The following is an 11,538-nucleotide window of genomic DNA, read 5'->3' on the forward strand; positions in this document are numbered from 1 at the left end:
CGGAGAGCCGGACGGCCACTCCAGGGAAGCCACGGTCGGCAAGAACCCATCAGCCACATCCGGCCCTCCCGGGCCACCTAACACCTTACGGAGGAACCCATGGCGTCCCACCGTCCCCCTGGCGTCGATCCGAACGGAAAACCTTGGCGGCTGGGCGAGTTACTGCCCAGGGCGCTGGTGTACCTGGCCGGCTGCGTGGTCTTCTCGACGGGCGCCCACTTCTTCATCCAGTCCGATCTGGGCACCGACCCGCTCGACGTCTTCTCGCTGGGCGTGCTCAAGCACCTGCCGCTCACCATCGGCCTGTGCCAGGCGGCCGTCGCGGTGGTGTGCATCGGGGCGTGGGCGGCGTGGAACCGCAAGCGCCCGGTGGTCTCGCCCTTCGTGACCTTCTTCCTGTGCGGCAGCCTGATCGACCTCTTCCAATGGCTGCGGTCGGCGGCCTGGTTGGGGCTGAGCAGCTACCCGCTGATGCTGCTCGGCGCGCTGCTGTGCGCCTACGCCTCGGCGCTGATCATCATGAGCGGCTTCGGCATCCGGGCCATCGACCTGCTGGCGATCACCATCCGGCACCGCTGGACCTGGCCGTTCTGGTGCGCGAAGGGGCTGATCGAAGGAGTGCTGCTGCTCTGCGGCTGGCTGCTGGGGGGCCCGGTGGGCATCGGCACGGTGGCCTTCCTGGTCTTCGTGGACCTGCTCATCGAGCCCTTCGTCCGGTTCAACCGGCGCTTCCTCGACATCCCGGACCACGGCTTCGCGGTCGCCCTGGCCGTGCCCTGACCGGCGCCGGTTCGGCCCGCCCTGGTGGTGGCCGGCGACGGCCGGTGGCGGAGCGGTTGCCGGAGTACCGTGGAAGGGGTCGAGGCACCGCCGCCGTCGGCGGTTGCCGTAGGTGTCCTCGACCCGGTGGTGCGACGTGGGGACCGGAGGCGCCGGTGGCGCGAGAGAGCATGCCCGCGGTCGACGACTCCCGGCAGAGCCCGGTCGGAGCCGTCGGCAAGGTGACGGTGCCCATTCCGGCGGGCGGCCCGGGCGAGGTCCTGGTCGCCCTCCGGGGTGGTTCGGAGGTGTTCGCGGCCTGGTGCTCGGAGCCGGTCGGCCGGGACGTCCGGGTGGTCGTGGTGGACGCGATCTCGGCCCGCTCGGTGATCGTCGAGCTGTTGCCGCCCTAGTAGAGCTGTTGCCGCCCTCATCGCGGTTTCGGATCCCAGCTGGTCAGGTGGTCGGTCATGTTCTTCTGGCACGTTCCCGCACCCAACGAGGCGATGCTCATCTCCGGGTCCAAGCACCAGGCGCAGGACACCCAGTTCCGCATCGTCACCGGGCACGGCAGCCTCGTCCTGCCGGTCAAGCAGAAGGTCCGCATGCTCTCCCTGGCCCTGCGGGAGGCGGAGATCGCCGAGGACTGCGTGACCCAGCAGGGGATCCGGCTCACCGTGCGCGCGGTCTGCGTGTTCAAGGTCGGCGACGACGCCGTGTCGATCGCCAACGCGGCCCGCCGCTTCCTGTCGGAACAGGACCAGATGGAGGAGCTCGTCGGCCGGATCTTCGCCGGCCACCTGCGCTCGATCATCGGCGGGCTGACCGTCGAGCAGATCATCCGGGAGCGTAGCCGGGTCGCCCAGGAGGTGATGGCGGGCAGCCACGGCGAGATGGAGAAGCTCGGCATCGTGGTCGACGCGCTGCAGATCCAGGAGATCGAGGACTCGACCGGGTACATCGACAACCTGGCCGCGCCGCACGTGGCGGCGGTCGCCAGCCAGGCCCGGATCGCCCAGGCCAAGGCGGACCAGGAGGCCGCCGAGCGGGAGCAGCAGGCGGCCGCGCTGAAGGCCGAGTACGAGCGCGACACCGCGATCAAACGGGCCGGGTTCCTCGCCGAGACCGAGCAGTCCAGGGCCCGGGCCGCCCAGGCCGGGCCGCTCGCCGAGGCCCGGGCCTCCCAGGACGTCATCGAGGAGCAGACCGCGCTCGCCCAGCGCCGGGCCGCGCTGGCCGCCCAGCAACTGGAGGCCGACGTGCGGCGCCCGGCGGACGCCGAGGCCTACCGGCAGCGGACGCTGGCCGAGGCCGCCCGCGACCGGGTGAAGTTCGAGGCGGACGGCAGCGCCTACAGCGAGCGGGCGCTCGCCCAGGCGCAGGCGGACGCCAACACCGCCCGGGCCGACTCCCTGCGCGGCGGCAACCAGGAGCTCATCGCGGCCAACCGGATCGTGGAGAACCTGCCGGCCCTCGCCGACGCGGCGGCCCGGGGCATGTCCGGAGCCGAACTCACCGTCCTCAACGGCAGCGACGGGGTCAACCAGATGGCGGCGGGCATCGTCAGCCAGGGCCTCGCCATCCTGCACTCGCTCCAGCACTCGACCGGCCCGTTCGGCGACGGCAAGTCCAAGCCCCGCTTCCCGGAACGGACTTGAGGCACCCGGGGGCCCGCGGGCCGAGGCGTCAACGGGCGGCGACGAGGCCGTCCACCAGGGCCCGCAGGCCGTTCAGGTAGGTGTCGTCGGTGGTCAGCGCGGCCCAGCGGTCCGAGACCTGGGCGAGGCGGGGGAGTTCGTCCGGGTCGAGGCCGGCGAACACCTGCGCCCGGTACGTGGCGCGCTCGTCGTCCGCGCGCCGCCGGGCCGCCGCCGCCCGGACCACCAGCTCGCCGGCGGTGTAGTACCAGATCGTGCGGTACCCCTGTACGGCCCGCTCCGGCGTGAGGCCGCACGCGGTGAGGCCGTCGACGATCTGCTCGACGAACCACAGCGCGGACGCGGACATCAGGTCGTCGGCGGTCAGCACCTCGACGATCCAGGGGCAGCCGGCCAGGGCCTCGTGGATCGCGGCGGCGGACCGGACGACGCGGTCGCGCGGGTCGGCGGACAGTTCGGGCCGGCGCAGTGTCCGCGCCGCGTGGTCGTCCAGCAGCAGGACGAGCAGTTCCTCCTTGTCGCGCACGTGGTGGTAGAGCGCCATCGGCGTGCTGCCGACCTCGGAGGCGAGGCGGCGCATGGTCAGCCGGTCCGCGCCCTCCTCGGTCACGATCCGGCGGGCCGCCTCGACGACCTGCTCACGGGAGATGCGGGGCGGTCGGCCCGAGGTCTTGCGCGGTGCGGTCGGCATGGGTCCATTCTTCCCCAGGGGTCGACAGCGGCGATGGTGCGGGGTTAGTTTTCTTACGCGTATAGAAATTGCTGACCGGAAGGAACACCGCCATGACGCCCACCGCCGTCGACCTGTTCGCCTCGGCCCTGCATTTCCACCCCGACGGCGAAGTCCGCGCCGCCGAGCGGCAGATGGCCGGCGGCGCGCCGGGCACCTGGCACCTCGGCGCCTTCCACGTGGAGACCGACGTCGACGTCCACGCCGACCACTGGGAGATGCACCCGGAGGCCGACGAGGCGGTGTGCTGCCTCGCCGGCGGCGCGCGGCTCTACCTCCGACCCGCGGGCGGGGACGGCGACGGCGCGGGGGGCGGTGCCGACGAGCTGGTGCCGCTGCCCGCCGGCAGCGCGGTGGTCGTCCCCCGCGGCCGCTGGCACCGCCTCGAACTCGACGGCCCGAGCGACCTGATGTCGCTCACCCTGCGCCACGGCACCCGGCTCGAAAAGCGCACCGACACCCCCTGACCGCAGGCGCCCCCGGGCGGCTTTCTCAGCGGCGGCCGGTCAGGACTCCCCGCTCCACGACCGCCAGAGCGCCGCGTACGCCCCGCCGGCGGCGACCAGCTCGTCGTGGGTGCCCAGCTCGACGATGCGGCCCGCCGCCATGACGGCGACCCGGTCCGCGTCGTGCGCGGTCTGGAGCCGGTGGGCGATGGAGATGACCGTGCGGTCGGAGCGCACGGCCGCCATCGCCCGCTCCGCCTGCCGGGCCGTGGTCGGGTCGAGGAGGGACGTCGCCTCGTCCAGGATCAGGGTGTGCGGATCGGCCAGCTGCACCCGGGCCAGGGTGAGCTGCTGGGCCTGCGCGGCGCCGAGTTCGGTCCCGCCGGTGCCCAGGAGCGAGTCCAGCCCGTCCGGGAGGTCGCGCACCCAGTCCGCCTCCACCAGGGCGAGCGCGGCCAGCACCGCCGCGTCCTCGGCGTCCGGGGCGGCCAGCGTCATGTTCTCCCGGAGCGTCCCCATGAACACGTGGTGCTGCTGGGTGATGAGCACGACGCGGTTGCCCAGCTCGCCCGCCGCGGCGAGGTCCGCGACCGGCACGCCGCCGACCAGGATCCGCCCCGCGTCCGGGGCGTCGACGCCGGCGAGCAGCTTGCCGAGGGTCGACTTGCCGGCGCCGGACGGGCCGACCACGGCCAGCCGCTCGCCCGGTCGGACCACCAGGTCGACGTCCGTCAGCACGTCGTGCGAGCCGGTGTAGGCGTACCGCACGCCGACGGCCTCGATCCGGTCGTCGGCGGGGCGCAGGCCGGTGGCCGGCGGCTCCTGCGACACCAGGCCGACGCCCTTGATGCGGGCGAACGAGGCACCGCTGCGCTGCAGTTGCTCGACCCAGTTGAGCGCCCGGTCCAGCGGGTCGACGAGCTGCCACATGTAGAGGCCGCCCGCCACCACCGCGCCCAGCGTCACCGAGCCGTGGAGGTGGCCGAGGCCGCCCACCAGCAGGACGAGCGCCATCGGCAGCGCGTGCGCGAACTCGGTGACCGGGAACAGCACGGTCCGCAGGAACAGGGTGCGCACCCCGGCCCGGTAGGCGGTGTCGACGGCCCGGTCGATTACGCCGTCCTGGCGCGCCCCGACCCCGTACGCCTCGATGGTCCGGGCGCCGTGGGCGGTGGAGTCGAGGACCTCGGTGACCCCGCCCGCCGCGGCCCCCTCGGCGAGGTAGGCCTCCCGGGCCCGGGACAGGTACCAGCGGCTCACCGCCCAGACGATCGGCAGGCCCACCAGGGCGCAGAGCCCGATCAGCGGGTCGAGCAGGAAGGTCGCGGTGAGGATGACCAGCACCTGGACGACGGCGATGAAGACGTCCGGGGCCGCGTTGCGCAGGGTGGCGGCCACGGTGCCCACGTCCAGCGAGGAGCGGGTCACCAGGTCACCGGCGCCGACCCGTTCCGCGTACCGCCCGGGCAGCGCGAGCGTCCGCTCGACGACCTCCTCGCGGAGCCGGGCCAGGGCGCGTTCGCCGAACCGGTGGGAGAGGTAGCGGGCGTAGCGGGTGAGCACCAGCTGGGCGAGGGCGAACCCCAGGACCGCCGCGGCGAAGCCGTCCACCTGGCCGACCGTCAGCTCGCCGTTCTCGACCCGGGTGACGATGCGGCCCAGCAGCCAGGGCCCGGCGACGCCCGCCAGGGCGGCGAGGCAGGTGAGCGCGATGATCGCGCCCATCGCCCGGCCGTCGTCCGCCAGCAGGCGCCAACTGGCCCGGCGCACCGTCGCGGTGTCGGCGACCGGGAGGCGGTGGGGGGCGTCGGGGGTGTCGGGATTGCTCATCGGACCATGCCTTCCTCGGCGTCCGCAGGGGCGCTCGCCGGGTGGTCGTCGCTGCCGCCGCGGAACACCAGCGCCGCGTAGCCGGGGTCGCGGGCGAGCAGCTCGCCGTGGGTGCCGGTGGCCCGGACCTTGCCGTCCACCAGGTGGACCACCTCGTCGGCGCGGCCGAGCACCAGGGGGGAGGTGCTGACGACCAGGGTGGTCCGGTCGCCGCGCACGGCGCCGATCCGGGCCGCCACGGCCGCCTCGGTGAGCGCGTCCAGCGCCGAGGTGGGCTCGACCAGCAGCAGCACCTCGGGGTCGGCCAGCAGCGCGCGGGCCAGTCGCAGCCGCTGGCGCTGCCCGCCCGAGACGTTGCCGGCGCGGTCGTCGAGCGGTGCGTCCAGGCCGCCCGGCAGGGCGTCGACGATGTCCTCGGCCGCGGCGGCGTGCAGGGCGCGCCGCAGTTCCTCCTCGGTGCGGTCGCCGCGGATCGACACCGCGGAGCGGAGCGTGCCGCCGAACACGTACGCGTCGTCGTCCGACACCAGGACGTGGCGCCGCAGTTCGGCGGGCACCCAGTCGGAGAGCCTGGTGTCGCCCCAGGTGGCGTCCGAGTCGGTGTAGCCGCCCAGCCGCTCGACGACGGTCCGGGCCTCCTCGGGCCGGGCGGCGGCCAGCGCGGTGAGCCGCCCGGGCCGCAGCAGCAGGCCGGAGTCGGGATCGCTCAGCCCTGCCGGGGCCTCGGGCGGGGTCGTCAGCGTCCGGCTGCGTGTCGAATCCGGCCGCAGCGCCAGGATGTCGGTGACCCGGCGGGCGGAGACCAGCCCGCGCGGCAGGTCGTCCGCGCCCTCGACGAAGGCGGAGACGGGCACCAGCAGGGCCGCCACGTAGCCGTAGACGGAGACCAGTTCACCGACCGTGATCGAACCGGCGGCCGCCATCCGGGCGCTGAGCCAGGTCACCACGGCCAGGAAGACCACCGGCAGGCAGGCGCCGAGCGCCTGCACCCAACTGGTGAACGAGGCCACCCGGTAGCCGAGCGGGACGAGGGCCTGCGAGCGCTCCCGGTAGCGCCGGGCGAACATCGGCTTGCCGCCGATGCCGTTCAGCACGCCCAGCCCGGCGACCAGGTCGCCGGCCAGGGCCGTCAGCGCCCCCTGCTGCTCGCGGTAGCCGCCCTCGGCGCCGTGCAGCTTCCCCAGCAACGGGCCGACGGTGAGGGCCAGCAGCGGCACCCCGAGGAGGATCACCGCTGCGAGCAGGACGGAGATCCGGACCAGCAGGACGGCGGTGGCGAGGTAGGCGATGACCGCGCCGACGCCGGGCCCGGTGATGGTCAGTGTCTGCGCGATCCGGCCGATGTCGCCGGCCTGGAGGTGGGTCAGCTCACCGGCCGACACCTGGCGCGGCAGCGTCGTCCCCAGCCGGTTGACGTGCCGGGTGATGACCTGGACGGTGCGGTACGCGGCGTCCGCCCGGATGAAGGTCATGGTGCGGTGCCGCAGGATCCCGAGGACGGCGATGAGCGCGCCGACCACGAGGACGGCCGACACCCAGAAGACCAGCGCGCCGCTGTCGCGGGCCCGGAGCCCCTCGTCGATCGTCCTGGACATCAGGTAGGGCGGCAGCATCAGGGCGCACATCCACAGGCTGCCCCAGGTCGAGCCGAGCAGGACGCGGCCGCGCTGCCTGCGCACCAGCCACCAAAGGAAGCGCAGCGGACTCCGGTGGTCCGGCACCCCGGGATCGCGGTAGGGGACCCGGCGCGCACCCCCGGGCAGGTCCGGTCCGTCGCCGGTCATCCCGCCTGCCCCCGGGCGGGCTTCCGAGCCGCGAACTGGTCCAGGATCCGTTGACGTCTCATTCCCGGAGTCTGGCAGACCGCCCCGCCACGGAACTGACGCACCCCCAGGTCGGGCGGGGGCCCGCGGATCGCCGGCTGACCCGGGGGTGACGCGATGGGGGCGGTCGGTTCCGACGGCCGCCCCCCACCGGGTCACCTCTGCGGTGTGCCGCCCGAGCCCACCACCAGCCAGTGGGACGGGAGGTCGATCCGGCTGCCGTCGGGCGCGAACTCGGTGAGGAACAACGGCAGTTCGCCGGAGGCGAGGACGGTGAGCCCGGCGGTGCGGAACAGTTCGCCGAAGGCCGAGTCGACGACCTCGGCGGGGGCGAGGCCGTGCTCGAAGACGGGGCGCAGCTTCGGGGGAGGGCCCTGTGGGCTCTGGGCGAGGCCGGCCAGGACGGCCTTCGCCGACGAGGACAGCTCGACGACGAACGCCCGGCCGCGATCCCCGACCAGGGTGGCGATGGCGTCGGCGACCGGCTGGCGGTCGGCCGGTTCGCACTGGTGGATCAGGGCGCGTACGTACACGTTGGCATCGCCGAGCCGGGCGTGCAGCTCCCGGACGCCCTGCTGGTCGGTGGCGTCGAGCCGGGCGAACTCGGCCCGCCCGTCCGGATGCTGGGTTCGGGCGAGCTCCACGGCGGCGGTGGACAGGTCGACCCCGAGGGCGCGGCCGAAGCGTTCGGCGAGGAAGCGGGTCTGGGTGCCGTTGCCGCAGCCGACGTCGACGACGGGCAGCGCCGGGTCGACGAGGTAGGGGTCGAACAGCGCGAGGTGCACGCTCGCGGTGAGTGCCGGCTCCGCGTCCCAGATCACCGCGCCGGCCTCCGCCGGTGCGTCGCGCCAGAAGCCCTCCCAGGCGTTCAGGTACCGACTCGACACGGGCATGGCGGAGAACCTCCCAGCTGGTGGAGCACGGTGTCGGGATCGTCCCCGGACGGCGGGCGGCGCGTGGAGGCGCGTGGGGAATCCGGCGAAGGCCTCCGCCTCCCGGCTTTCCCCGGCCCCCGAGCTGTGCGCAGCTCCGCCCGACCGGACGGCCGATGACGGTCAGTCACGCTAACGGCCCCGGCGGGCGAGGCCGGCCGCGCGTCACCCGAACGCGGTAATTCCGAGGGAAGTTCGCCCGAACGGCCGCCCGTCGTGCGAGCGCTTCGCGGTGACCCCGCAGGGCCGGTTCGGGTCGGAGCGGGGCTCAGCCGGTCACGCTCGCGGGGGTGGCGGCGAGGTCGCGGACGGTGTCGGCGATGGCGTGGAAGTCCTTGCGCAGGATCTTGGAGTGGTTGCTCGCGACCTTCGTGCTGACCCGGATGTTCGGGTTGCGGGCGAGCACCGGGTCGAGGTTGGTGCGGATCTGTTCCATCAGCTTCGCTTCGCCGCCCAGGTTGCCGCCCGTGGCGACCACGTACCGGACCGGTGCGGTCACCTGGTCGAAGACCGGGTCGAGGGCGGCGGGCGCGCAGAGCTCGTTGATCTCAAGATTGATCTCGGCGTGCTGCTCGGCGCTCATCCGTGCGGCCATGCCGAGTCGGCGGGCGATCGGGAACAGCGGGCTGAGCCGGCGGAACAGCTTGCGGACCTGCTCCCGGGTGGCGTCGTCGAGCCACTCGTGCGGGAACGCGCCGTCCACGGACACCGCCCCGAGGACGCGGTCCGGGTGCCGGGCGGCCCAGTGCACCGCGAGCATCGCGCCGTAGGACCAGCCCACCAGGATCGGCCGGTCCACGCCCCTCGCGGTGAGGACGGCGTCGATGTCGCGCAGGCACGCTTCGAACGAGTAGTCCGCCGAGCGCTTCGACTTGCCGCGGGCGCGCTCGTCGAAGGTGATGTGCCGGTAGTCGTCGCCGAGGTCGGCGATGACGCGCCGCCAGTGCGACTGGTCGGCGTAGGAGCCGTTGAGGTAGACCACGGGACGGCCGGGCCCGCCGGTGTCGGTCACGGCCAGGGCGGTGTCGTCGACGGAGACCATGCCGGTCCAGGCGGGCTGCTTGATGGTCATGGGGTGCCTTCTTCCAGGTGTGGGGGTGGCGGGCTGCTGCGGCTCGGTGTTTCTGATGATGGAAACGCTACGTTGCCTTCACGTTTAGTGGCAACAAGTCCGTTGCTTGAAATCAGTATCGATGCAGGTGTAAGCGCGATTATCGTTGCAGTGGCTTTGAATTTAACGCAACGTCAGCCGCTGTGTTCGTTGCACTGTAATGGGAGTGAACGCTATGGTGAGGGCGTTCAGGGAAGCGTGAAGGGAGAATCGCGGTGCCGGGAGGCAGGCTCACTCAGCAGGAACGCCAGCAGATCGCGCTGGGGATGGCCGACGGCCTCGCCTACGCGGAGATCGCCAGGCGGCTCGACCGCCCCACCTCGACGGTCACCCGCGAGGTGATGCGCAACGGAGGCCCCACCGCCTACCGCGCCGACCTGGCCCACCGCGCCACCGAACGCCGCCGCGCCCAACGGCGCAGGCCCGCCGCGCCCCGGGGGCCGGCGGCGCCCCCGCAGGCCCACGGGCGCGACGCCGAGGCCGTGCGCGAGTACCAGGAGACGTACACCACCGTCCTGATGGCCTCCGGCATGCCCAAGATGACGGCCCGGGTGCTGGCCTGCCTCACCCTCACCGACAGCGGCAGCCTCACCGCGTCCGAGCTGGCCCGGCACCTCCAGGTCAGCCCGCCGTCCATCTCCAAGGCGATCACGTTCCTCGACGGCCAGGGCCTCGTCCGCCGGGAGCGCGACGAGCGCCGCCGCGAGCGCTACGTCGTCGACGACGACGTCTGGTACCAGTCGATGATGGCCAGCGCCCGCGCCACGGCCCACCTCGTCGAGGTCGCGCGGCAGGGCGTCGGCGTCCTCGGCCCGCAGACCCCGGCCGCCACCCGCCTGGAGAACATCGCCCGCTTCGTCGACTTCGTCTCCGAGAGCATCGTCCGCGCGGCGGAGCAGGCCCGCGAGATCCTCCACACGAAGCCGGAGACGGCCCCGGCCGACACGGCCGCTCCGCGTCCGGACCGCGGATAGCCGGCGATCACCGGGAGGCGGCGCGGTAGGCGCGGCGCCAGGGGCCCGGGTCCGCGCCGAGGGCCTGGACGATGTCGGAGAGCAGTTCGACGTCCAGGCGTTGGCGTCCGCTGCGGAAGCAGTCGTAGACGGTGATCCGCCCGGGTGTGCGTTCCCCGGCCGGGACGCCGCGGGCTGCCCGGACGGAGCTGATCCGCCGGACGATGGTCGAGTAGGAGGGGCTGCCGGCCTCCTGCCGGAGCAGGGTGAGGGACTCGGCGAGTGCGTCCAAGGACTGCGAACGGGCTAGCGTCGCATCGGAGTTGACCTCGGCTGCCCGGCAGGAGCACGGGGCCGCCGTGGTGCGCATAGGTGACCAGGTCAAAGCTCTGTCCTCCCCCCGCCGGGCCTGCGTGAACAGCCTCTTCGCGCCGGAGGTTCCTGTCAACTGAGGTGAATCAAATGGCGAAATCCATACACTCCCGTTTGTTCGGGATCGTTCGGAAAGCTGCCCAGGCCCTCAACTCCGCTGCCAGGATGGCCGCATTCCGCAGTGACCCGACGTCAGAGAGAGGTGTCGGACCTCATGAAGTCCGCCCGAAAGATCGTCTCAGCACTGGCACTCGCGATCGGCCTGAGCGTCTCGTTGCCCGTCGCCGCCGCGCAGGCCGACCCCGTCAATCCGCAGCCCTACGCCTACGGTTCCCTCGTGGCGCTCGCCCGCCCGGCCAGCGGCGGCCCCAACGGCACCTACTACTGCTTGGACGAGTACCGGCAGACCAACGGCGACGGCCGGCCGGTCGTCCTACGCCCGTGCGACGGCTCCTGGAACCAGTTCTGGTTCGTCTCGCCGGAAGGCCTCATCCGCAGCACCAACGACGGCCGTTGCCTGTGGGGCCACGTCCCGAGCGGCCCGTCCGACGGCCCGGGCGCCAAGGCGGTGGGGTGCAACGGGGGCGACCCGAACCAGCGTTGGACGTTCAACACCGACCGCAGCGTGTGCAACGCCGCCGGCGCCTGCCTGACCTACACCGGCAACCAGGGCCCGCGGTCCTCCTACGAACTCTGGACGCTGGGGCGGAACGCGAGCATGGGGCAGACCCAGGAGTTCGACTGGCACCACTCCGACAGCGACCGTCCGATCAACCCCAACATCTAGACATCTGGGCACTGTCAGGGGCCCGGCGTGGGCGGGGGGGGGGGGGGGGGCGCCGCGCCCCCCGCCGCGCCGGGGGGGCGGGGGCCCCACCCCGCCGGGGGGGGGGGGGGGCCCCCCCGGGGGGGGGGGGGGGGCGC

12 protein-coding genes are annotated in these 11,538 nt (G+C 73.3%); 6 read left to right on the forward strand and 6 right to left on the reverse strand.

The window, feature by feature from the left end; translation table 11 throughout:
* Positions 1–99 precede the first annotated feature (99 nt).
* The 3 genes from ACFWPT_RS33180 (at position 100) to ACFWPT_RS33190 (ending at position 2,417) form a co-directional block, all read left to right on the forward strand.
* Positions 100–780 (forward strand): YitT family protein, encoded by a 681-nt coding sequence (locus tag ACFWPT_RS33180; protein WP_380486311.1) that lies wholly within the window; start codon positions 100–102, stop codon positions 778–780.
* A 155-nt stretch (positions 781–935) separates the two neighbouring features.
* Entirely contained in the window at positions 936–1,172 is a 237-nt protein-coding gene (locus tag ACFWPT_RS33185) for a hypothetical protein (protein WP_350880803.1), read from the forward strand.
* Between the two features lie 57 nt (positions 1,173–1,229).
* Positions 1,230–2,417, forward strand: coding sequence for a flotillin family protein (locus ACFWPT_RS33190; RefSeq protein WP_063346367.1), 1,188 nt, complete (start codon positions 1,230–1,232; stop codon positions 2,415–2,417).
* Positions 2,418–2,445: 28 nt separating this feature from the next.
* On the opposite strand, the gene ACFWPT_RS33195 is transcribed toward ACFWPT_RS33190, so the two are convergent.
* Positions 2,446–3,108, reverse strand: coding sequence for a TetR/AcrR family transcriptional regulator (locus ACFWPT_RS33195; protein WP_380486313.1), 663 nt, complete (start codon positions 3,106–3,108; stop codon positions 2,446–2,448).
* A 92-nt stretch (positions 3,109–3,200) separates the two neighbouring features.
* On the opposite strand from ACFWPT_RS33195, the gene ACFWPT_RS33200 reads away from it, so the two are divergent.
* On the forward strand, positions 3,201–3,614 hold the full coding sequence (locus ACFWPT_RS33200; RefSeq protein ID WP_380486315.1) for a cupin domain-containing protein: 414 nt from the start codon (positions 3,201–3,203) through the stop codon (positions 3,612–3,614).
* 39 nt (positions 3,615–3,653) lie between these two features.
* Here ACFWPT_RS33200 and ACFWPT_RS33205 read toward each other — a convergent pair whose 3' ends face one another.
* The 4 genes from ACFWPT_RS33205 to ACFWPT_RS33220 form a co-directional block, all read right to left on the reverse strand.
* Entirely contained in the window at positions 3,654–5,423 is a 1,770-nt protein-coding gene (locus ACFWPT_RS33205; protein ID WP_380486317.1) for an ABC transporter ATP-binding protein, read from the reverse strand.
* Entirely contained in the window at positions 5,420–7,207 is a 1,788-nt protein-coding gene (locus tag ACFWPT_RS33210; protein WP_380486319.1) for an ABC transporter transmembrane domain-containing protein, read from the reverse strand. Before ACFWPT_RS33210 ends, ACFWPT_RS33205 begins: the two co-directional genes overlap by 4 nt.
* 194 nt (positions 7,208–7,401) lie before the next feature.
* On the reverse strand, positions 7,402–8,139 hold the full coding sequence (locus tag ACFWPT_RS33215; RefSeq protein ID WP_380486321.1) for a class I SAM-dependent methyltransferase: 738 nt from the start codon (positions 8,137–8,139) through the stop codon (positions 7,402–7,404).
* Positions 8,140–8,446: 307 nt separating this feature from the next.
* Positions 8,447–9,250 (reverse strand): alpha/beta fold hydrolase, encoded by an 804-nt coding sequence (locus ACFWPT_RS33220; protein WP_380486323.1) that lies wholly within the window; start codon positions 9,248–9,250, stop codon positions 8,447–8,449.
* A gap of 254 nt (positions 9,251–9,504) precedes the next feature.
* Here ACFWPT_RS33220 and ACFWPT_RS33225 point away from each other — a divergent pair, with 254 nt between their 5' ends.
* Complete coding sequence (locus ACFWPT_RS33225) at positions 9,505–10,263, forward strand: helix-turn-helix domain-containing protein (RefSeq protein WP_380486326.1); 759 nt, start codon at positions 9,505–9,507, stop codon at positions 10,261–10,263.
* Between the two features lie 7 nt (positions 10,264–10,270).
* Here ACFWPT_RS33225 and ACFWPT_RS33230 read toward each other — a convergent pair whose 3' ends face one another.
* Entirely contained in the window at positions 10,271–10,627 is a 357-nt protein-coding gene (locus tag ACFWPT_RS33230; RefSeq protein WP_380486328.1) for a hypothetical protein, read from the reverse strand.
* A gap of 201 nt (positions 10,628–10,828) precedes the next feature.
* Between ACFWPT_RS33230 and ACFWPT_RS33235 the strand changes: the two genes are divergently transcribed.
* On the forward strand, positions 10,829–11,401 hold the full coding sequence (locus tag ACFWPT_RS33235) for an RICIN domain-containing protein (protein ID WP_380378311.1): 573 nt from the start codon (positions 10,829–10,831) through the stop codon (positions 11,399–11,401).
* Positions 11,402–11,538 lie beyond the last annotated feature (137 nt).

Origin of the sequence: Kitasatospora sp. NPDC058478 (genome assembly GCF_042720345.1) — a bacterium.
Lineage (GTDB): Bacteria > Actinomycetota > Actinomycetes > Streptomycetales > Streptomycetaceae > Kitasatospora.

Excerpts from the sequence above, each read along its gene's own strand:
- ACFWPT_RS33215 (WP_380486321.1), bottom strand. The coding sequence starts at position 8,139 with ATGCCCGTGTCGAGTCGGTACCTGAACGCCTGGGAGGGCTTCTGGCGC.
- ACFWPT_RS33235 (WP_380378311.1), top strand. The coding sequence starts at position 10,829 with ATGAAGTCCGCCCGAAAGATCGTCTCAGCACTGGCACTCGCGATCGGC.
- ACFWPT_RS33205 (WP_380486317.1), bottom strand. The coding sequence starts at position 5,423 with ATGAGCAATCCCGACACCCCCGACGCCCCCCACCGCCTCCCGGTCGCC.
- ACFWPT_RS33200 (WP_380486315.1), top strand. The coding sequence starts at position 3,201 with ATGACGCCCACCGCCGTCGACCTGTTCGCCTCGGCCCTGCATTTCCAC.
- ACFWPT_RS33210 (WP_380486319.1), bottom strand. The coding sequence starts at position 7,207 with ATGACCGGCGACGGACCGGACCTGCCCGGGGGTGCGCGCCGGGTCCCC.
- ACFWPT_RS33195 (WP_380486313.1), bottom strand. The coding sequence starts at position 3,108 with ATGCCGACCGCACCGCGCAAGACCTCGGGCCGACCGCCCCGCATCTCC.
- ACFWPT_RS33190 (WP_063346367.1), top strand. The coding sequence starts at position 1,230 with ATGTTCTTCTGGCACGTTCCCGCACCCAACGAGGCGATGCTCATCTCC.
- ACFWPT_RS33180 (WP_380486311.1), top strand. The coding sequence starts at position 100 with ATGGCGTCCCACCGTCCCCCTGGCGTCGATCCGAACGGAAAACCTTGG.
- ACFWPT_RS33220 (WP_380486323.1), bottom strand. The coding sequence starts at position 9,250 with ATGACCATCAAGCAGCCCGCCTGGACCGGCATGGTCTCCGTCGACGAC.